Genomic DNA, 20,502 nt, shown 5'->3' with positions numbered 1-20,502 from the left:
GGCCGACCATCGAAGGCGAGTAAGCATGCGTGTTACCAGGAAGTCCCGCCGGCTCAAAGCGTTGATCGGCGCCACGACGGCGACGGTTGCCGCACTGCCCGTCTTCGTCGGCGTGGGAACCGCCTCGGCGGAGACGCCGGGCAAGGTCGATGCCGCGAAGATCGAGGAGGCCGCCAAGGACAACGGCGGCACCTACCTGGTGTCGGCCAAGGCCGGCGCCGGCAACAAGATGTCGCTGCGCGTCTACTCGGAGTCCATGGGCCGCGAGATCCCGCTCGAGGTGATCCGCCCGGCCGACACGTCCAAGCCTGCGCCCACGCTGTACCTGCTCAACGGTGCCGGCGGCGGCGAGGACTCCGCGTCCTGGCAGAAGCAGGCCGACATCGGCACGTTCTTCCAGAACAAGCAGGTCAACGTCGTCACCCCGATGCAGGGTGCGTTCACGTACTACACCGACTGGCAGAAGCCCGACGAGGCACTCCACGGCCAGAACAAGTGGGAGACGTTCCTGACCCAGGAGCTGCCGCCGGTCATCGACTCCGCGCTCGGCACCACCGGCGTCAACAGCCTCGCCGGCATCTCGACGTCGGGCACGTCGGTGTTCAACCTGGCGCTGAAGGATCCGCAGCTCTACAAGGCCGTCGGTGCCTACAGCGGCTGCGCGGACACCGCGACCCCGATCGGCCAGACCTACATCCAGATCGTCATCGCGGCCCGCGGTAGCGCCGAGGTCGAGAACATGTGGGGCCCGATCGGCAGCGAGGACTGGATCAAGCACGACCCGATCATCAACATCGGCAAGCTCAAGGGCGGCCCGCAGCTGTACGTCTCCAACGCGTCCGGCCTGCCGGGCCCGCACGACACCCTCGACAGCCAGGGCATCAACGGTGACGTCAAGACCCTCGCCAACCAGGTGATCGTCGGCGGTGTCATCGAGGCCGCAACCAACGAGTGCACCCACCGTCTGTTCGACGCGGTCAACCGCGAAGGCATGGGCGGTCAGGCGAAGTTCGACTTCAAGCCGGCCGGCACCCACTCGTGGGGCTACTGGAAGGACGATCTGAACAACTCGTGGCCGATGCTCGCCGACGCGATGGGCACCCCGCGGTAGTCGTCCGGCGGTAGTCACACCACGCTGAGCACAGGGCGCCCCGACTTCGGTCGGGGCGCCCTTTCTCGTCTCACCCCGGCGACTCGCCGACTCGGTTCATACTGTTCGTGTCCGGCCCGAACCGAACGAGGGGATCCGGTCATGACCTTCAGCCACCCCCGAGGCACCCGTGGTTCACGGCCGCCGCACGGACGAGTGGTGCGTTGGGTGAACAGGTTCGCCATGGGTCGGATCCGCCGCAGCGGCGGCACGTTCATGGGCATGAACACACTGATCCTCACCACCGTCGGCCGCAAGAGCGGGCAGCCGCGCTCGACGCCGGTGGGGTGGTTCGCAGGGCCCGACGACGACCGCTGGATCATCGTTGCGTCCGCGGCGGGTGCCCGTTCGAACCCGGCCTGGTATCTCAACCTGGCCGCGCACCCCGACCGGGTGACGATCGAGCTGGCCGGCGAGTCCATTCCGGTGACGGCACGCGAGCTGCACGACACGGAACGGGACGACACCTGGGCAACGATCACGGCGGCGGCGCCACGGTTCGCCCAGTACGAGCAGAAGACGGACCGGCAGCTTCCCGTCATCGAGCTGACGCGACGGTCCTGAGACAGCTCGGGCCCCGCACCGTTCGCGGTGCGGGGCCCGAGCGTTGCTGTGCTGCCGACTACTTGGTGCCGAGCAGGTCGATGATGAACACCAGCGTCTTGCCCGACAACTGATGGCCGCTACCGGCGGGGCCGTACGCGAGCTCCGGCGGAACCGTGAGCTTGCGGCGACCGCCGACCTTCATGCCCGGGATACCCTCCTGCCAGCCGGGGATCAGCCGGTTCAGCGGGAACGCAACCGAATCACCGCGCAGGAACGACGAGTCGAACACCTGGTTCGTGTCGTACTCGACGCCGTGGTAGTGCACGTCCACGACCGACCCCGGCTGCGCCTCCGCGCCGTCGCCGACGGTGATGTCCTCGATCACGAGCTCGGTCGGGGCCGGGCCTTCGGCGGGCTCGATGACCGGGGGCTGCGGCGGGACGACGACGTCGAGCAGGTCGATGACGAACACCAGCGTCTTGCCCGACAGCTGGTGGCCGCCACCGGCGGGGCCGTACGCGAGCTCCGGCGGGATCGTCAGCTGACGACGACCGCCGACCTTCATGCCCGGGATGCCCTCCTGCCAGCCGGCGATGAGGCCCTGCAGCGGGAAGGTGATGGACTCGCCACGGCCCCACGAGGAGTCGAATTCCTCGCCGGAGTCGAACTCGACGCCGACGTAGTGGACCTCGACCTTGGCGCCGGGGGTGGCCTCGGGGCCGTCACCGACGACGATGTCCTTGATGACGAGTTCGGTGGGCGCGGGGCCTTCCTGGAACTCGATCTCGGGCTTGGTGCTCATGGTTTTTCGTCCGATCGGTAGTTAGTCGGGCAGAACGGTTCAGCGTGCGGAGAGGTCCACGTAGCCGCGCTGGGTGTAGCCGGTGTAGATCTGACGCGGACGGCCGATCTTGGTGGCCGGATCCTCGTGCATCTCACGCCAGTGCGCGATCCAGCCGGGCAGGCGGCCGAGCGCGAACAGAACCGTGAACATGCGCGTCGGGAAGCCCATCGCGCGGTAGATCAGGCCCGTGTAGAAGTCGACGTTCGGGTACAGCTTGCGCTCGACGAAGTAGTCGTCGGTGAGTGCCGTCTCCTCGAGGGTCATCGCGATTTCGAGCAGCTGGTCGTCGCCGCCGAGCTTGCCGAGGATCGAGTGCGCGGTCTCCTTGACGATCGCGGCACGCGGGTCGTAGTTGCGGTAGACGCGGTGCCCGAAGCCCATGAGCTTCACGCCGTCTTCCTTGTTCTTGACCTTGCGGACGAACTCCTTGGCGTCGCCGCCGTTCGCCTTGATCTCGTCGAGCATCTCGAGCACGGCCTGGTTGGCGCCGCCGTGCAGCGGGCCCCACAGCGCGTTGATGCCGGCGGAGACCGACGTGAACAGGTTGGCGTCCGACGAGCCGACCATGCGCACCGTCGACGTGGAGCAGTTCTGCTCGTGGTCGGCGTGCAGGATCAGCAGCATGTCGAGGGCCTTGGCGATCTCGGGATCGACCTCGTAGGGCTCGGCCGGGAAGCCGAACGTCATGCGCAGGAAGTTCTCGACCAGGCTCAGCGAGTTGTCCGGGTACAGGAACGGCTGACCGACCGACTTCTTGTACGCGTACGCCGCGATCGTGGGCAGCTTCGCGAGCAGTCGGATGGTGGACAGCTCGACCTGCTCCGGGTCGTCCGGATCCAGCGAGTCCTGGTAGTACGCCGACAGCGCGTTGACGGCGCTCGACAGCACCGGCATCGGATGCGCGTTGCGCGGGAAGCCGTCGAAGAACCGCTTGAGGTCCTCGTGCAGGAGGGTGTGGCGACGGATCTTGTCCGTGAACACCTCGAGCTGGGCCTCGGTGGGAAGCTCCCCATAAATCAGAAGGTAGCTGACCTCGATGAACGTCGAGTGCTTCGCCAGCTCCTCGATCGGGTATCCGCGGTACCGCAGGATGCCCTTCTCGCCGTCGATGTACGTGATGGCAGAACTGGTGGACGCAGTGTTCACGAAGCCCGGGTCGAGCGTCGTGTAACCAGTGTTGGCAAGGAGCTTTCCAAGCTCGATACCGTCGTTGCCTTCAGTCGCCTTGGCGATCGACATCGTGTGCTCGCCACCGGGGTAGCTGAGTGTGGGCTTGTTGTCATTCTCAGCGGGCACGGAAGGATCCCTCTCAAACTCAGACCAGTGAGTAACTTTGTAACATTCAAGTAGAAACTAGTCGCCCGTGAGCTCCACTGCCCACGGAGGGTCCGCCCCGGGCCTTGAAACGGTGATAGCCGACGCGCGAGCAGCGAACTCCAGAACCTCTCGCCATTGTCCTCCCTCGAGCGCGGCAACCGAACTCGAACCGAGGAGTCCACGCGCACCCAGTCCGTGCAGTAGCGCACCGTGGACGGTGTCACCTGCGCCGATGGTGTCCGAAACGGCCACCTGGCGACCCGGCACATGGACGTGGACACGACGCGTCCGCACGCTCAGTCCGGCGGCGCCGTGTGTGGTGACGACGGCCGCGACACCGGCCTCGAGCCACTGCGCGGGCGTCGAGCCGTCCACCCCCTCTCCCAACCAGTGGACGTCTTCGTCGGAGACCTTGACGACGTCGATCGACGGCAGCAGATCCGTGAACCGGCGGCGGTAGCTGTCGGGGAAGGCGGCCGGACGGACATTCGGGTCGACGACCGTCAGGTGTCCCTCGTCGTGGCTGCGCCGCAGGAGGTCCGCGTAGACGCTCGCGCCGGGTTCGAACACGAGCGACAGCGTCCCGAACGACACCGCGGCCACCGCCGCCGGCAGCGGCCCAGGATCGCTGACGAGCCGATCGGCGGTGCCGTCGGCGTAGAAGGTGTAGCGGGCGCCCCCGTCGGATCCGAGTCCCGCGACCGCGAGCGTGGTGGGTTCCGGTCCGCGCTGGACCAGCCCGACGTCGACGCCCGACGCGGTCAGCGTCGCGAGCAGCCGGTCCCCGAACGGGTCGGTGGAGATGCGCGAGCAGAATCCGACGGGGCTGCCGAGGCGGCCAAGCGTGACAGCGACGTTGAACGGACCGCCGCCCAGGCGCGCGTCGAACGCCGCGTCCCCGGTCGGGACGAGATCGACGAGGGCCTCGCCGCACACCAGGATTCGCGGGTCAGGCATGTTCGGGCACCCCCGTCCGGCCGACGCGGTAACGCACGAATGCGGGGAAGGCGAGGACGGAGACGACGACGCCGATCACCACCAGCACGCCGCCGCCCGCGGACGCGACGGCCGTCCCGAAGTAGTACGCCGCGGCGCCGTGCAGGACGTCGCCGATGCGGGGGCCGCCGGCCACGACGACGGTGAACACGCCCTGCAGCCGTCCGCGCATGTCGTCGGTCGCCACCTGCTGCAGCATGGTGCTGCGCAGGGCCGCCGAGATCATGTCGACGGCGCCGCCGAAGGCGAGGAAGGCGAGCGCGAGCCACAACAGCACCGCCGGACCGTCGGGGTTCGCGACTCCGACGACGACGCCGAACCCGACCATCGCCAGGCCCCACAGCACGATGCAGATGACGACCGCGCGTCCCTGGTAGCGGATCCGCGGCAGCCACCCGGAGAACACGCCGCCCAGCACCGCGCCGGCCGACATCGCGGCGAACAGCAGGCCCAGCGCGACACCGCCGTCGAGCGGGTCACCGAACGAGTCGTGGGCGATCTCGGGGAACAGCGCGCGTGGCATGCCGAAGACCATCGCGACGATGTCGACGACGAACGACGCCAGCAGCACCTTCTGCGTCGCGAGGTAGGCGAAGCCCTCCCCCACGACCCGCAGCCCGGCGCGCCGGGCCGGGCCGGTCGGCGGGAGGGCCGGCAGCCGGATGACCGCCCACAGCGTCGCGAGCAGCGCGATCGAGTCGAGGAGATAGACCGTCGACAGCCCGGCCACCGGGATGAGGACGCCGGCGAGCAGCGGCCCGGCGATGGCACCGAACTGCATCACCGTCATGTTCAGCGAGTTCGCGGCCGGCAGGTCCTTCAACGGCAGCAGTCGCGGGATGATCGCGCTGCGGGTGGGCGAGTTGACCGCGAAGAACACCTGCTGCAGAGAGAACAGACACAGCAGCAGCCAGACGTTGTTCACGTTCGCGGCGGCCTGCAGCCACAGCAGCAGCGACGTGCCGATCAGCCCCAGCGTCGTGATGATGATCAGCTTGCGGCGATCCATCACGTCGGCCAGTGCGCCGCCCCACAGGCCGAACACCACGAGGGGCACGAGCCCGAACAGGCCCGCGAGCCCGACGTAGGCGGAGTTCTGGGTGATCGCGAAGATCTGCAGCGGCACGGCGACGACCGTGAGCTGGCCGCCGATGACGGTGACGATGCCGCTCGTCCACAGCCGGCGGTAGTCGGGGTTGCGCAGCGGCGTGACGTCGGCGAGCAGTCCGCGCATCACGGCTGGAGGCGCTCGACGATCCACGCCCCGTCGACGAGGCGGGTGCGGATCCGGTTGTGCATGCGGTTGGGGCGACCCTGCCAGAACTCCACTGACTCGGGCCGGATCCGGAAGCCGCCCCAGTGCTCCGGGACGGGGACGGCGCCGTCGACCGAGAAATGCTGTCCCGCATCCACGAGTTGGGCCTCGAGGTCCGCGCGTGAGGCGATCGGACGCGACTGGTGCGACGCCCACGCCCCCAACCGTGATCCGCGTGGACGGCTGTTCCAGTACTCGGCCGTCGTGTTCTTGCTTGTTTTTTCCACGGGCCCGCGGACGGTGATCTGGTGCGCCAACGGGATCCACGCGAACGTCACCGACGCGTACGGCGTCGTCGTGAGCTGCCGCCCCTTGTCGGACTCGTAATTGGTGAAGAAGAGCACGCCGTCCTCGCCGAGCCCCTTGCACAGCACGGTCCGCGTGCACGGGTGCCCATCGGCGTCGACGGTGCCGAGCACCATCGCGTTCGGTTCGGGCAGGCCCGCCTCGACGGCGTCCTCGACCCACTGCCGCGCCAACGCCGCCCAGCCGTCGTCGAGCCAGGACGGTTCGAGATCGGGTTCGACGACGGCTCGCTGCGGCCCGATCTCGCCGTAGCTCACGCGCATCGCGGACAGATCGGACTTCCGGGAGCCCTCGCGGTGGGAATCTGACGACACAGATGCAGACGCTACTACCGGGTATGCGCTGACCAGGCGGCCGGTGCGACCGGCTAGAGTCTGGATAGCGGACCCGGCGGCAGTTCCCCGCGCCGGAGACGGACCGAGCACACGAGCGCGGACAAGTCGGACGGATCGAAGGACCGAGTAGTCGAAGGCTGAATCAGTGCAAGAAAGTGCTGCTCCGACGGGCGGCACTCGGATGAGGAGAGTCCAGGAGCAATGGCACCCAGCGCTGCAGTACCCGAGGATTTCGTCAGCGGTCTCGAAGGCGTCGTCGCCTTCACCACCGACATCGCCGAGCCGGACAAGGACGGCGGTGCGCTGCGGTACCGCGGCGTCGACATCGAGGATCTGGTGGGCCGCCGGGTCACCTTCGGCAATGTCTGGGCGCTGCTGGTCGACGGCCAGTTCGGGGCGGGTCTGCCCCCGGCCGAGCCGTTCCCGCTCCCCATCCACACCGGCGACGTGCGCGTCGACGTGCAGGCCGGCCTGGCGATGCTCGCACCGATCTGGGGCTACCAGCCGCTGCTCGACATCGACGACGAGACCGCGCGGGAGAACCTGGCCCGCGCTTCGGTGATGGCGCTGTCGTACGTCGCGCAGTCCGCGCGCGGTATCTACCAGCCGGCCGTCCCGCAGAAGCTCATCGACGAATGCCCCACCGTCACAGCGCGTTTCATGACGCGCTGGAAGGGCGACCCGGATCCGGCGCACATCGAGGCCATCGACGCGTACTGGGTGTCGGCCGCCGAGCACGGTATGAACGCCTCGACGTTCACCGCCCGCGTCATCGCGTCCACCGGCGCCGACGTCGCGGCCTCGCTGTCCGGTGCGATCGGCGCGATGTCGGGCCCGCTGCACGGCGGCGCCCCGGCCCGCGTGCTGCCGATGATCGAGGAGACCGAGCGCACCGGCGACGCCCGCGCGCTCGTCAAGGGCATCCTCGACCGCAAGGAGAAGCTCATGGGCTTCGGCCACCGGGTGTACCGGGCCGAGGACCCGCGCGCCCGGGTGCTGCGTGCGACCGCCAAGCGGCTGAACGCCCCGCGCTTCGAGGTGGCCGCGGCGCTCGAGCAGGCCGCGCTCGCCGAGCTGCGCGAGCGTCGCCCCGACCGCGCGATCGAGACCAACGTCGAGTTCTGGGCGGCGGTGATCCTCGACTTCGCCGAGGTCCCGGCGCACATGATGCCCGCGATGTTCACGTGCGGCCGCACCGCCGGCTGGTGCGCGCACATCATGGAGCAGAAGCGCCTGGGCAAGCTCGTCCGCCCGGCGGCGATCTACACCGGCCCCGAACCCCGCACACCCGAGTCCGTCGAGGGCTGGGACCAGATCTCGCACAGCTAGAAACAGCTGGACGTCACCACAACGGAGAAGGACAACTCGCACCGATGAGCACCCCGATCATCCCCGCCGACCTCAAGCCCGTAGACGGCCGCTTCGGTTGCGGACCGTCGAAGGTCCGCCCCGAGCAGCTGCAGTCCCTGGTCGACGTCGGCGCTTCGGTGTTCGGCACCAGCCACCGGCAGAAGCCCGTCAAGGACGTCGTCGCGCGCGTGCGCTCGGGTCTGCGTGACCTGTTCTCGCTGCCCGAGGGCTACGAGGTGGTTCTCGGCAACGGCGGATCCACCGCGTTCTGGGACGCGGCCGCATTCGGTCTGATCCGTGAGCGCTCGCAGCACTTCACCTACGGCGAGTTCTCGTCGAAGTTCGCGTCCGTCGCGAAGAACAACCCGTTCATCGGCGATCCGATCGTCGTCTCGAGCGAGCCGGGCACCGCGCCGGCGATCGTCGCCGACGGTTCCGTCGACCTCATCGGCTGGGCGCACAACGAGACCTCGACTGGTGTCGCGGTGCCGGTGTCGCGTCCCGCCGGGTCGGAGAACGCGCTCATCGCGATCGACGCCACCTCGGGCGCCGGCGGTCTGCCGGTCAACGCCACCGACGCGGACGTCTACTACTTCGCGCCGCAGAAGTGCTTCGCGGCCGACGGCGGCCTGTGGATCGCGCTGATGAGCCCGGCCGCGCTCGAGCGCGTCGCCGAGATCAAGGACTCCGGCCGCTGGACCCCGGACTTCCTGTCGCTGCCGATCGCGGTCGACAACTCCACCAAGGACCAGACGTACAACACCCCGGCGCTCGCGACGCTGCTGATGTTCGAGAACCAGATCGCATGGATGAACAGCAACGGTGGCCTGGACTGGACCACGGCGCGCACCAAGGATTCGTCGGAGCGCCTGTACTCGTGGGCTGAGGCGTCCGAGTACGCGACGCCGTTCGTCGCCGATCCGGCGTACCGCTCGCAGGTCGTCGGCACCATCGACTTCAAGGACGAGGTCGACGCCGCCGCGGTCGCGAAGGTCCTGCGCGCCAACGGCATCGTCGACACCGAGCCGTACCGCAAGCTGGGCCGCAACCAGCTGCGCATCGGCATGTTCCCGGCGATCGATCCCGAGGACATCAGCCAGCTCACCAAGAGCATCGACTGGGTCGTCTCCCAGCTCGGCTAGTTCTCCCGGCTCCCCAAACGAGGGGCGGGTGCGCGTTGCGTGCCCGCCCCTCGTCGTGTCTGGCGCCGCACCTGCACGTTTCCGGATGTGTAGCCCTCATCACACCTCACCGCGCCGCGATAACGGCGCCGAACGCTCGACGATGGTGATATACGGCGCGCGTGTCTTTCCAGGCGCAGGGGTCACAGATGAATTACAGTCGATCTTGACATGATCGCGAGTCGGCGCGATGAGGAGGACAACGTGCGAGAGCTGCGAGTGATCGGACTCGAACCTGGCGGCGCGCATGTGGTGTGTTCGGATCCCGATTCCGGTGAGAAATTCCGGATCCCGGCCGACGACAAGCTCCGCGCCGCGTCCCGCGGCGACATCGCGCGCCTGGGCCAGATCGAGATCGAGACGGACAGCCAGATGCGGCCCCGAGAGATCCAGGCCCGGATCCGCGCCGGCGCCTCCGTCGAGCAGGTCGCCGAGGAGGCGGGCGTCCCGCAGTCCAAGGTGGAGCGCTTCGCGTATCCGGTTCTGCTCGAACGCTCCCGGGCGGCAGAGATGGCGCAGGCCGGTCACCCGGTCCGCCCGGACGGCCCCACCGTCCACACGCTCGCCGAGATCGTGGCGCAGGCGTTCCGCGCCCGGGGCCACGACCTGGACGTCGCGACGTGGGACGCGTGGAAGGACGAGGACGGCCACTGGGTGGCGCAGCTGCAGTGGCAGGCCGGACGTACCACCAATGCCGCGCATTGGCGGTACCAGCCGGACGCGCACGGCGGCATCATCACTGCGCTCGACGACACCGCGTCCCAACTCGTCGACCCGGATCACGGTCGCCCGCTCCGCGGGCTGGCTCCCGTGCCGAGCGAGGGCGTGTACGGCCCGGCGGACGTCGAGCAGGACCACGAGCACGACCACTACACGGCCGACGATTCCTCGATCTTGTTGACCGACAACGAGATCGACGACGTCTCTACGGAGTACAGCGAGGCCGACGAGCTGGACGGGCACGACGAGCACGAGCACAAGCCGGCACCGCAGCACACCCCCGGCAAGGACAAGCGCGGCAAGCCGGCACTGCCCTCGTGGGACGACGTTCTGCTGGGCGTTCGGAGCAACGGACGCGGCTGACGTCGGTGTCGGGGGTCAACACTTCCACGCTCTGGTACGTCGACGCCGCCGATCCCGCCGCGACGCTGCGGGACGCGGCGCCCGACCACGACGCCGCGGAGGCACTCGTCGTCCAGTTGCACCCGGGTCTCGTCGCGACGCACCTGGGCGATGAATCCCTGTCCGAGGCGACGTCACTCGATGACGGCGAGATCGCGGTCGGGTGCTTTCCCGGGGTGTCGATCGTTCGCACGGGCGAGTCGCTGCCGCCGGTCCCCTCGTCGCTGGTGGAGCACTGGATTCACCCGACCGGCTTCCGCCACACCTACCTGTGCTCGTCGAGTCCGGTGACGAAGGCGGGTTCCTGGGGCGCGTTCGCGCACTGGGACGAGGCGGAGCTGAAGCGGTCGTTCAGCGCGACGCCGGTGCACATCATCGAGGACCTGGGACTCCCCGAGGTGTGGGAGCGGCCGTTCTGGGCGGGTGCGCACCCGGCGCAGCCGTCCCTCGACGTGCTGCCCGATCCCCAGACGCTGCCGTTCAGTCCGGGCGAATTCGCCGAGGCCGCGCCCTACGCCTGGCTCGGGGAGGACCTCGACCCGGCGTCGATCACGGTGTCGCGGTTCGCCGTCTACCCCGCCGGCCAGGTCCCGGAGTCGGTGCAGCGACTCGAGGAGCAACGCCGCGCCGAACAGGACCGACAGCAACGGGAACCCGAGCCGGAGCCGGAGCCGGAAGAGGAACAGCCGACTCCACCCCGGCGGTCACTGTTCGCGCGCCTGTTCCGGCGTGAGAACTGACGGGCCTCAGAACGCGCCGAGAAGCAGTGCCGCCCAACCCGATACGACTCCGGCGGTCGCCCCGTACACCACCCAGCGCCACACCGGGACGCGCCGCCAACGCCACACGGTGGGTGCGGCACCGCCGACCACCACGAGGTTGAAGCCCACCGCGAGCAGCGGGTGGATGTTCGTCAGGGCGGATCCGAAGCCGACCACCGCGACGAGGGTGAAGACCGCCGCGAAGCCACTGACGAGCAGGCCCGTGGACCACGGGGTCGGCGCGGTGCCGGCGGCGATCACGACGCCGTCCGGATGCGCTCGTAGAAGGCCATCGCGGCGGCCGTCGCGACGTTGAGCGAGTCGGTACCCGGCGCCATCGGGATCCGGGCGCGAACGTCGGTGACGCGCATGGCGTGCTCGGTCAGCCCGGGACCTTCCGCGCCGAGCAGAACCGCGACCTTGTCGCCGGTCATGGCCTGCGCGAGAGGCAGTGCCGACGGGTGGGGGGTCAGCGAGATGAGCTGGAAGCCCCTGTCCCGCACGATGTTCAGTCCCCGTGGCCAGTCCGGAACCTGCGCGAACGGCACCCGCAGCACGTGCCCCATCGACACCCGCACAGCCCGGCGGTAGAGCGGGTCGGCCACCGCGGCACCGAACAGGATTGCGTCGACACCCAGCCCGGCCGCGTTGCGGAACATCGAGCCGATGTTCTCGTGATCGTTGACGCCTTCGAGCACCGCGACGGTGCGGGCGTCGCGCAGGAGGTCCTCGAGGTCCAGCGCGGGGGGCCGGTGGGCCGCGGCGAGCACGCCCCGGTTCAGATGGAACCCGACCACCTCGGCCATCACCTCGGCGGAGGTTCGGTAGAAGGGCACGTCAATGCCTTCGAGGTCCTCGGACAGCTCCCCCAGCCGTTTGTCGACACCGAGCAGGCTGATCGGTGTGAACCGGGACGTGAGCATGCGCTGCGCCACAAGCACACCCTCCGCGATCACCAGCCCCTTACCGCCGGGCAGGTCGGGCCGGCGGTCCGACGAGTTGAGGTCGCGGTAGTCGTCCAGCCTGGGATCTGCGGGGTCTGCGATGTCGATGACGTGAACCACGGATCCATCGTGCCGTATGCCGGTCGTCGGGCTAGCGTGCGCTCCCGCCGACGGGCAGCAGCGAGCCGAAATGCGCGTCGAGCACCGCGCGGATCCGGTCGGCACTCATCCGGCGGGGATGGTTGACCCCGTGCGCGGCGAGGCCGTCGACCAGGGCGTGCAGCCGCATCGCCTCCACCTCGGCGGACGTGCCCCGCGCCAGCAGACCCGCGTCCTGCAGCGCCGTCGTGGACCGCAGGAACCCGTCGTACATCTCCCGATCGGTGCGGTCGCGGACCTCGGCGAGAGTGGGGTCGGTCCGCGCGGCGACGACGAACGCCTGCCAGACGTCCATCTCGCCGCGGCGGTCGGCGTCGAGGGGGACGAACTGCTCGGTCAGCACCCGGACGTCGGTCCGCACGTCGCCGGTGAACTCGATGCCGGCGATGCGGTCGTACACACGCCGGGTCACCAGTTCCATCGCGAACAGCAGCAACTCGGATTGGGTGCCGAAGAAGTGCCGAAGCGAACCGGTGGACATGCCGGCTTCGTCGGCGACGGTCCGCACGCTCGCCGCGCCGACGCCGTCGCGCCGGATCACCCGCAGCACCGCGTCGGCGATCTCCTCGCGTCGCTGCTCGGGGTCGGGTCGTTTCACCACGTGGCCAAATCTAACACGACTGTGCTAGTTTCCGATAGCTAACACAGTTGTACTAGAAAGGGGTGGACGTGATCGTTCAACTGATCGTCGTGTGCGAGGTCCTGTTCTGGGTGTTCCTCGGCGCCGGCCTCGTCGCCCGCTATCTGCTGCGCCGGCCCGCGCTCGGCACCGCACTGCTCGTGGGCGCGCCGCTGGTCGACGTGGTGCTGCTGGCCGCGACCACGGTCGACCTCCGCAGCGGCGGTGTGGCGTCGTGGAGCCACGGCCTCGCCGCCGCGTACATCGGGTTCTCGGTGGCATTCGGCCACAGCATCATCCGCTGGGCGGACGCCCGCTTCGCGCATCGGTTCGCGGGCGGCCCGGCGCCGGTGAAGCCGCCCCGGCACGGGATGGCACGCGCCGCGCGCGAGTGGCGCGAGTTCGGTAAGGCCGTCGTCGCGTGGGCCATCGCGTGCGGTCTGCTGGTGGCCGCGATCGTCATGGTGGACGATCCGTCCCGAACCGAGGCGCTGTCGAACTGGATCCGGACGCTCAGCACGGCGCTCGGCGTGTGGGGTGTGATCGCCCTCAGCTACACGGTGTTCCCGGCACGGGCCAAGTCGGCCGGGTAGCGCCGGAACGGACACGCCGAGCCGGACCCGGTCATCCGTGACCGGGCCCGGCTCGGCGCGCTCAGGCGGTCGGCGGCGCGAAGGTCTCGCGGAGGTCCCGGCGCACGATCTTGCCCACCGGGTTGCGGGGAATGCTCTCGACGATCTCGAGCCGCTCGGGCAGCTTGAACGACGCGACCTGCCGCTCCCGCAGGTGGTTCACGAGGTCGGCGAGTTCGACCGAGGCCCCCGGCGCCGGAACGACCACGGCACAGCACTTCTCCCCCAGCACCTCGTCCGGGTAGCCGATCACCGCGACGTCGCTCACCCCCGGATGCTCCATCAGCAGGCCCTCGATCTCGGCCGGCGCGATGTTCATGCCACCGCGGATGATAATCTCCTTGATCCGGTCGACGAAGACGATGTACTCGCCGCGCTCGCCGCCGAGCTCGAACACGTCACCGCTGCACAGGTAGCCCTGGTCGTCGAACGGGCTCGACGCCGCGGTCCCCTCGAGGTAGCCGCCGAAGACGCTGGGCCCCTTCAGCCGCAGCTCGCCCCGCTCGCCGACGGCGTGGACGTCGGCGCCGGTCACCGGGTCGACCAGCCGCACGGACGTCATCTTCGCGACCCGCGTCGCCCATTCCCGGTCGGGGGCACCGTAGTTGGGCAGGTGCATGGCGCGGACGGCCGGATCCGGGATGTCGGCGGGCGCGCCGAGCAGGCACACCCCCTCGTTGGATCCGAAGAAGTTGAGGACCTCGATGCCGAATTCCTCCTGCCAACGACGAACCACGCTGGGCGGCAACGGCGCACCACCCGAGCCGACCCGCTGCAGCGACGACAGGTCCACCGACTCCCGGAGCGCGTCCTGCTGGAGCAGCATCGCCAGGATCGCCGGGGGCATCGAGGTGTGCGTGACACGGTGGTGCGCGATCTGCGCCAGGAAGACGGCCAGGTCCAGCGGCTGGTGCTGGACGAGGTGCCCGCCGCCGACCAGCCACGGCAGGAAAGCCGCCGCGAAGCCCGCCATGTTCACCATGGGGAACGGGTTGAGGATGACGGACGACTCGTCGGTCTCGAGCCCGTCCTGCGCCGCCTGCGCGCTCGCGAACCAGTCTGCGTGACAACGCGGCACACCCTTGGGGGCCGCCTCCGTCCCGCTGGTCCAGCAGATCGTGATCCGGTCACCGATCGTGAGGACCACGCCGTCGAGATAGCGTCGCGTCTCCTCCACCGCGACCGACGACGCCGCGAGGTCCATCGGCACCGCACGCGGGTCCGGATCGGGCCCGAACGCGAACACGCTCTCGACACCATCGGCCGGGTCGGCGAGGGCGAGCGCGTCGGCGGCCAGGTCGCGGTCCAGCAACCGGGTCACCGTGACGACCGCCTTCGCGGCGGTGACGCGGCAGATGTTCGACAGCTCGTGCTGTCGGTACGCGACCGGTACCGGGCTGACCACCGCGCCCAGACGCCACAGCGCCAGATAGGTCGCGACGAGCGCGATCGAGTTCGGCAGCTGCACCACGACCACATCGCCCTGCCGGATCCCGCCCTCGTAGTACCGGGCGGCGAGCCGTTCGACCCGGTCGGACATCGCCTTCCAGCTCAGCGTCTCGGCCTCGATGCCCGTCAGGTCCGGCAGGTTCGTCGGGTCCGACACCGCGTCGTGGTCGGGTCGGGCGCCGACCCAGCCGTCGAAGGCGTCCAGCAGGGTGGTCTCCCGCCACCACCCCCTGGCCACGTACTCACGGATCTTCTCTTCCGGGTGGCAGGGCACGGCGCGACGCGGGTGCGGGCCGGAAACCTCGGGTGCGGTGAACACTTCGGACATGGCTACCTTCCTGGAGGCGGACGGGGGTCTGGAGGGGTGGAGGCGGAACGCGTCACCGCAACCGGCGCAGGACCAGCGCGGAGCCCAGGCCCAGCGCGGCCGGAATGGTGACGAGGGCGTGCTCGCCGTCGACGCGACGGAGGCCGTCGAGGGCGGAGACGAGGAGGTTGCCGCCGGTTGCGCCCAGCGGGTGGCCGACGGCGAGAGCGCCGCCGTTCGGATTGACGCGGGCCGGGTCCAGGCCGAGTTCGCGGATCAGCAGCAGTGGGCTCACCGCGAAGGACTCGTTGGCCTCGACGACGTCGAGGTCCCCGACACCGATCCCTGCTCGGTGCAACGCATCTCGCGCCGCGTCGACGGGTGCGCTCAGTAGCGGAGATCGGACGGACCGGTGCGCGACGGCGAGGATCTCGGCGATAGGTTCGCAACCGTGCGCGGCGCCGGGGGCCGCGACGACGGCGGCGGAGGCCCCGTCGGCGAGTTGCGGCGCCGTCGCGATCGAGTGCAGACCCCGTTCGGGTTTCGTCAGCTCGGGCAGACGTCGGAGCACTCGCTCCCACGCCGGGTCGTCGCCGAACAGGGCCGGAAGCTGCGCGAACTGCTGCGCGGTCGCGTCGGGGCGGGCGCCCTCGTCGGCCGCGAGGACCACCTCCCCCGATCTCGTCACGGGCACCACCGCATCCGACGGCGGAGCCGCCGCGGCCCGCCGGTGCGACTCGGCCGCGTACTCGTCCAGTCGGTCACGGGTGAATCCGAATGCGGCGGCCATCGCGTCGGCGGACACCCCGATGGTCACGAATCCGGTGCGCTCGCCCAGGTCGTCGTCGGTGGCGATCGCGGGGGCGTCGGAGAGCATCGGGACGCGCGACATCGACTCGACACCGCCGGCGACGACGACGTCGGCCTGTCCCGCAACGACCTTCGCCGCGGCGGTGCCGAGCGCTTCGATCCCCGAGCAGCAGAGCCGCGAGACCACCGCTCCGCCGACGGCGTCGGGCCATCCCGCGGCCAGCGCGGCGGCACGGGCCAGGTTGCCCGCCTGCTCGCCGGTGACCGTACTGATCCCGAGCACGACGTCGTCCACGACAGCGGTCGGCAGACCGCGCCGCTCGAGCGCGTTCAGGAGCTGCGCGAACAGCGCGTGCGGCGGGATCTGCGCGAGGGTGCCGCCGTCCCGGCGCACCCGTCCCCGCGGCAGTCGGACCGCGTCGAAGACCAACGCCCGCGTCATGTCACCACCGGCCTTCCGAACGGTTGAGTGGTCTGCATCACTCTGCTAGTTGTAGTCTGGACCCCGCAGAACCGCAAGACCTTCAGCAGAGAGCGGCTTACATGACTACTGACTCGATCCGAATAATCGGCGGCTACCAAACGGATTTCGCACGAAACCTCACCCGGGAGGGACTCGACGTCGCGGACCTGGTCCGCGAGGTGGTCGAGGGCGCCCTCGCCGACGCCGGACTCGACGCCGGCGACATCGGCGTGGTCCACGTCGGCAACGCCTTCGGCCAGCTCTTCACGGGCCAGGGGCACCTGGGCGCGATGCCCGCGTCGGTGGTCCCGGATCTGTGGGGCGTGCCCGCCACCCGGCACGAGGGCGCCTGCGCGTCGGGATCGCTCGCCGTGCTCGCCGCCATGGCGGACCTCGAGTCCGGCCGCTACGACTGCGCCCTCGTGCTCGGAGCCGAACTCGAGAAGACCGTGCCGGGCGACCTCGGAGCACGGCACATGGGGACGGCGGCCTGGGCCGGACGCGAGGGTACGGACGCAAAGTTCATGTGGCCGTACATGTTCGGCAAGGTCGCCGACGAGTACGACCGGCGTTTCGGCCTCGACGACCGGCACCTGTGGGCCATCGCGGAACTGAATGCGCGCAACGCCGCCCGCAATCCGCTCGCGCAGACCCGCTCCTGGGATCGGACCACGGCGTCGTTCAGCGCCGACCCGGTGGCCAATCCGCCGGTCGAGGGCCGACTCCGCAAGGCGGACTGCGGGCCCCTCACCGACGGCGGCGCCGGCGTCGTCCTGGTCCGCGCCGACCACCCGGCGGCGCAGCGCGACCGGGCCCGGCAGTCGAGCATCCTCGGCTGGGGTCACCGGACCGTGGGGCTTCCCCTGGCGGAGAAGTTCGCGCGCAGCGCCGGCGACAAGTTCGTGTTCCCGCACGTGCGCGACACGATCGCCGACGCCTTCGCCCGCGCCGGCGTCTCGGGCGTCGACGACCTGGACCTGATCGAGACGCACGACTGCTTCACCGTCAGCGAGTACGTCGCCATCGACCACTTCGGGATCACGCCGCCCGGCGAGAGTTGGCGCGCCGTCGAGGAGGGCGATCTCGAGGTCGGCGGCCGCATCCCGATGAACCCCAGCGGCGGCCTACTCGGCGTCGGGCACCCGGTCGGCGCGACCGGCGTGCGGATGCTGCTGGACTGCCACCGCCAGGTGACGGGCCGCGCGAGCGCGAACCAGGTGGACGGCGCACGCCGTGCGGCAATGCTGAACTTCGGCGGAAGCACCTCGACGACAGCCAGTTTCGTCGTCGGACACTGATCGGAAGAGGAGGAGAACATGGACATCGAGGTGCTCGGGCGCGCCCTGACGACACTGCCCGCGGACGACGACCATCCCTACCGCACCGGCGCGTGGCGACCGCAGAGCGTCGAGCGCAGCGCCGACGACCTGGACGTGATCGGCGAACTGCCCGCCGACCTCGACGGGGTCTACCTGCGCAACACCGAGAATCCGGTGCACCCGGCCCTCGAGGGCCGCTACCACCCGTTCGACGGCGACGGCATGATCCATGCGGTCGGCTTCCGTGACGGAAAAGCGTTCTACCGCAACCGCTTCGTCAAGACCGACGGCTTCCTGGCCGAGCAGGCGGCCGCCGGTCCGCTGTGGGCGGGCATCGCCGAACACCCGGAACGCTCGATCCGCCAGGACGGCTGGGGCGCCCGCGGTCGGATGAAGGACGCCTCCAGCACCGACGTCGTCGTGCACAACGGCATGGCGCTCACCAGTTTCTGGCAGTGCGGTGACCTCTACCGACTCGACCCGACGACGCTCGAGCCGGCGGGCAAGGCGACGTGGGGCGGACAGTTCCCGTCGGGCCTCGGGGTGTCGGCGCATCCGAAGGTCGACGACCGCACCGGGGAACTGTTGTTCTTCAACTACAGCACCGAGGCCCCGTTCATGCACTACGGCGTCGTCGACGCCGACGACCGCCTCGCCCACTACGTGGACGTCGAACTGCCCGGGGCGCGCCTACCGCACGACATGGCGTTCACCGAGAACTACGCGATCCTCAACGACTGCCCGCTGTTCTGGCTGCCCGAGGCCCTCGAGGCGGGCCGGTACGTCTCGCGTTTCCACCCGGACATCCCGTTGCGGCTGGGCGTGATCCCGCGTCGGGGAACCTCCGACCAGATCCGGTGGTTCGAGGCCGATCCCACCTACGTTCTGCACTGGACCAATGCGTACGAGACCGGTGACGAGATCGTCCTCGAGGGATTCCACCAGGAGAACCCCGAGCCCGAGGACACCGGCGAAGGTGGCGTCTACCAGCGGATGTTCCGCTTCCTGGCACTCGACCGGATGGGCACGCACCTGCACCGGTGGCGGTTGAACCTGCGCACCGGTGAGGTCCGGGAGGAACGATTGTCCGAGACCGTGACCGAGTTCGGGATGATCAACCCCCGTCACGGCGGTCGCCCCCACCGCTACACCTACGCCGCGACCGGTCTCCCCGGTTGGTTCCTGTTCGACGGCCTCGTCAAGCACGACACCGTCACCGGCAACGAGGAACGCTATGCGTTCGGCGACGGCGTCTTCGGCAGCGAGACCGCGATGGCCCCCCGTGTCGGCGCCGACGGCGAGGACGACGGATACCTGGTGACGATCGTCTCGAACGTCGAGGAGGACCTGTCGGAGTGCCTGGTGTTCGACGCCGCCCGCGTCGCGGACGGGCCGGTGGCCCGGATCCGGTTGCCGGAGCGCATCTCCAGCGGCACGCATTCGACGTGGGCACCGGGTTCCGCGCTCCCCCGCTGGCGGACGAGCGACGACCCCGCGGAGGCGATGGGCCTCGACCGCCCCGGACTATAGTTCTGGGGATGTCCGACGAGCATGCACCCGACGCGGAGTCCGCGACTCCGACGGCCGGGCGCATGCTCGCCCCGGGCGGCGACAACTCCATCGCGGTGGCCCTCGGCCTCCTCGGCGACGAGTGGAACCTGTGGATCCTGCGCCACTCCTTCCAGGGCGCGAAGCGGTACCGCGACTGGATGGGCGCCGGCGGCATCTCGCACGCCGTGCTGTCCTCGCGGCTGGCCGCGCTCACCGACGCGGGGGTGTTCGACCGTCTCCGCTATCAGGAGAGGCCGGCCCGCTACGAGTACCGCCGCACCGCCTGCGGCCAGGAACTGTGGCCCGTCCTGCTGTCGGTGTGGTCGTGGGAACTGCAGTGGGCGCCCGATCAGGGCGTGCTCCCGCTCATGCGACACACCGCGTGCGACCGGCACTTCACCCCGCGCCTGGAGTGCGCCTCGTGCGGTCGTCCCGCCGGCGCCCGCGACGTGGTCGCCGAGATGGGACCGAGCGGCGGTTGGACCCGCAGTGTGCCCGCGGCCTCGAGCCGACGGCGGTCGAGCGGCGCCGCGCGTCCGCCGCGGGTGCTGCCGCAGACCATGGACCTCATCGGCAACCGGTGGTCGGCGGCGATGCTCGGTTCCGCACTGTTCGGCGCGCACCGCTACAGCGAGTTCGCCGAGCGGATGCAGTCGTCTCCGACGATCGTGGCGGATCGACTGCGCACCTTCACCGAACTCGGTGTTCTACGCGAATGTCCCAGCACCGAACGCGTCGACCGGGTGACCTATCACCTGACCGAGAAGGGGCGGGCGTTCTTCCCGGTCGTGGTGTCCATGATCGCGTGGGGCCAGCGATGGTTCCCCGCCCCCGAGGGCGATGCGATCGCGTTCACGCACACCACATGTGGCTCCGCCTTCACCCCACGCTTCGCGTGCAGCGAGTGCGGTACGGAACTGGAATCCCGGACGGTGTCGGTGGAGGAACGGACCGCCGGCACCCGCCAGGCCGGGCTGCCCGGGACGTACTGACCCCGCCGGTCGCATACGAAAAAACCTGGACCCG

20 protein-coding genes and 1 pseudogene are annotated in these 20,502 nt (G+C 69.7%); 10 read left to right on the top strand and 11 right to left on the bottom strand.

All coding sequences use genetic code 11. The annotated features are described in order from the left end of the window. Nucleotides 1-25 precede the first annotated feature (25 nt). Nucleotides 26-1,111, top strand: a complete 1,086-nt coding sequence (locus tag ABTV10_RS05245) for an alpha/beta hydrolase (RefSeq protein ID WP_499033011.1) — start codon at nt 26-28, stop codon at nt 1,109-1,111. Nucleotides 1,112-1,318: 207 nt separating this feature from the next. Further along, a complete protein-coding gene (locus ABTV10_RS05240; protein ID WP_499033010.1) occupies nt 1,319-1,714 on the top strand; it encodes a nitroreductase/quinone reductase family protein in 396 nt (131 codons plus the stop codon). A gap of 58 nt (nt 1,715-1,772) precedes the next feature. Here ABTV10_RS05240 and ABTV10_RS05235 read toward each other — a convergent pair whose 3' ends face one another. From ABTV10_RS05235 to pdxH, 6 genes and pseudogenes are all read right to left on the bottom strand, one after another. Beyond that, on the bottom strand, nt 1,773-2,117 hold the full coding sequence (locus ABTV10_RS05235) for an FKBP-type peptidyl-prolyl cis-trans isomerase (RefSeq protein ID WP_499035135.1): 345 nt from the start codon (nt 2,115-2,117) through the stop codon (nt 1,773-1,775). Nucleotides 2,118-2,147: 30 nt separating this feature from the next. Then, a pseudogene (locus ABTV10_RS05230) lies at nt 2,148-2,498 on the bottom strand (FKBP-type peptidyl-prolyl cis-trans isomerase); the annotation flags it as partial. Nucleotides 2,499-2,537: 39 nt separating this feature from the next. Continuing rightward, complete coding sequence (locus tag ABTV10_RS05225; protein ID WP_433610408.1) at nt 2,538-3,836, bottom strand: citrate synthase; 1,299 nt, start codon at nt 3,834-3,836, stop codon at nt 2,538-2,540. 57 nt (nt 3,837-3,893) lie between these two features. Further along, the gene (locus tag ABTV10_RS05220; RefSeq protein ID WP_499033009.1) at nt 3,894-4,814 is read right to left on the bottom strand and encodes a carbohydrate kinase family protein; all 921 of its coding nucleotides are present in this window, start codon (nt 4,812-4,814) and stop codon (nt 3,894-3,896) included. Continuing rightward, nucleotides 4,807-6,087: an MFS transporter gene (locus tag ABTV10_RS05215; RefSeq protein ID WP_499035134.1), complete on the bottom strand. Its 1,281-nt coding sequence runs from the start codon at nt 6,085-6,087 to the stop codon at nt 4,807-4,809. Before ABTV10_RS05215 ends, ABTV10_RS05220 begins: the two co-directional genes overlap by 8 nt. Further along, nucleotides 6,087-6,788 carry a pyridoxamine 5'-phosphate oxidase gene (gene pdxH / locus ABTV10_RS05210; RefSeq protein ID WP_499033008.1) on the bottom strand — a complete coding sequence of 234 codons (702 nt, stop codon included), beginning with the start codon at nt 6,786-6,788 and terminating at the stop codon, nt 6,087-6,089. The genes ABTV10_RS05215 and pdxH overlap by 1 nt, the downstream gene beginning before the upstream one ends. 222 nt (nt 6,789-7,010) lie before the next feature. On the opposite strand from pdxH, the gene ABTV10_RS05205 reads away from it, so the two are divergent. The 4 genes from ABTV10_RS05205 (at nt 7,011) to ABTV10_RS05190 (ending at nt 11,202) form a co-directional block, all read left to right on the top strand. Beyond that, complete coding sequence (locus ABTV10_RS05205) at nt 7,011-8,138, top strand: citrate synthase 2 (RefSeq protein WP_499033006.1); 1,128 nt, start codon at nt 7,011-7,013, stop codon at nt 8,136-8,138. Between the two features lie 44 nt (nt 8,139-8,182). After that, nucleotides 8,183-9,301: a phosphoserine transaminase gene (gene serC, locus ABTV10_RS05200; protein WP_499033005.1), complete on the top strand. Its 1,119-nt coding sequence runs from the start codon at nt 8,183-8,185 to the stop codon at nt 9,299-9,301. A 243-nt stretch (nt 9,302-9,544) separates the two neighbouring features. After that, on the top strand, nt 9,545-10,423 hold the full coding sequence (gene sepH / locus ABTV10_RS05195; RefSeq protein WP_499033003.1) for a septation protein SepH: 879 nt from the start codon (nt 9,545-9,547) through the stop codon (nt 10,421-10,423). A 5-nt stretch (nt 10,424-10,428) separates the two neighbouring features. After that, complete coding sequence (locus ABTV10_RS05190; RefSeq protein ID WP_499033001.1) at nt 10,429-11,202, top strand: DUF6928 family protein; 774 nt, start codon at nt 10,429-10,431, stop codon at nt 11,200-11,202. Between the two features lie 6 nt (nt 11,203-11,208). Here the strand turns inward: ABTV10_RS05190 and ABTV10_RS05185 are convergent, their stop codons facing one another. The 3 genes from ABTV10_RS05185 to ABTV10_RS05175 are packed head-to-tail and all read right to left on the bottom strand — an operon-like array spanning nt 11,209 to nt 12,927. Further along, the gene (locus ABTV10_RS05185) at nt 11,209-11,484 is read right to left on the bottom strand and encodes a DUF2537 domain-containing protein (protein ID WP_499033000.1); all 276 of its coding nucleotides are present in this window, start codon (nt 11,482-11,484) and stop codon (nt 11,209-11,211) included. Then, entirely contained in the window at nt 11,481-12,287 is an 807-nt protein-coding gene (locus ABTV10_RS05180; RefSeq protein WP_499032999.1) for a TrmH family RNA methyltransferase, read from the bottom strand. The genes ABTV10_RS05185 and ABTV10_RS05180 overlap by 4 nt, the downstream gene beginning before the upstream one ends. A gap of 31 nt (nt 12,288-12,318) precedes the next feature. Continuing rightward, on the bottom strand, nt 12,319-12,927 hold the full coding sequence (locus ABTV10_RS05175; protein ID WP_499032998.1) for a TetR/AcrR family transcriptional regulator: 609 nt from the start codon (nt 12,925-12,927) through the stop codon (nt 12,319-12,321). Between the two features lie 68 nt (nt 12,928-12,995). Here ABTV10_RS05175 and ABTV10_RS05170 point away from each other — a divergent pair, with 68 nt between their 5' ends. Further along, complete coding sequence (locus ABTV10_RS05170; protein ID WP_499032997.1) at nt 12,996-13,538, top strand: hypothetical protein; 543 nt, start codon at nt 12,996-12,998, stop codon at nt 13,536-13,538. Between the two features lie 61 nt (nt 13,539-13,599). On the opposite strand, the gene ABTV10_RS05165 is transcribed toward ABTV10_RS05170, so the two are convergent. Both ABTV10_RS05165 and ABTV10_RS05160 read right to left on the bottom strand, forming a co-directional pair. Then, nucleotides 13,600-15,354, bottom strand: coding sequence for a class I adenylate-forming enzyme family protein (locus tag ABTV10_RS05165; RefSeq protein ID WP_499032996.1), 1,755 nt, complete (start codon nt 15,352-15,354; stop codon nt 13,600-13,602). Between the two features lie 52 nt (nt 15,355-15,406). After that, nucleotides 15,407-16,585 carry an acetyl-CoA C-acyltransferase gene (locus tag ABTV10_RS05160; RefSeq protein ID WP_499032994.1) on the bottom strand — a complete coding sequence of 393 codons (1,179 nt, stop codon included), beginning with the start codon at nt 16,583-16,585 and terminating at the stop codon, nt 15,407-15,409. Between the two features lie 101 nt (nt 16,586-16,686). Between ABTV10_RS05160 and ABTV10_RS05155 the strand changes: the two genes are divergently transcribed. The 3 genes from ABTV10_RS05155 to ABTV10_RS05145 are packed head-to-tail and all read left to right on the top strand — an operon-like array spanning nt 16,687 to nt 20,468. Then, the gene (locus ABTV10_RS05155; RefSeq protein WP_499032993.1) at nt 16,687-17,904 is read left to right on the top strand and encodes an acetyl-CoA acetyltransferase; all 1,218 of its coding nucleotides are present in this window, start codon (nt 16,687-16,689) and stop codon (nt 17,902-17,904) included. 18 nt (nt 17,905-17,922) lie between these two features. Then, nucleotides 17,923-19,455 carry a carotenoid oxygenase family protein gene (locus ABTV10_RS05150; RefSeq protein ID WP_499032992.1) on the top strand — a complete coding sequence of 511 codons (1,533 nt, stop codon included), beginning with the start codon at nt 17,923-17,925 and terminating at the stop codon, nt 19,453-19,455. An 8-nt stretch (nt 19,456-19,463) separates the two neighbouring features. After that, nucleotides 19,464-20,468: a winged helix-turn-helix transcriptional regulator gene (locus ABTV10_RS05145; protein ID WP_499032991.1), complete on the top strand. Its 1,005-nt coding sequence runs from the start codon at nt 19,464-19,466 to the stop codon at nt 20,466-20,468. Nucleotides 20,469-20,502 lie beyond the last annotated feature (34 nt).

Source organism: Paraburkholderia sp. RHO2 (genome assembly GCF_050955445.1).
In the GTDB taxonomy this organism is placed as follows: domain Bacteria; phylum Actinomycetota; class Actinomycetes; order Mycobacteriales; family Mycobacteriaceae; genus Prescottella; species Prescottella agglutinans_A.
The sequence above is the reverse complement of the archived record's forward strand: the minus strand, read 5'-3'. Positions and strand labels throughout refer to the sequence as shown.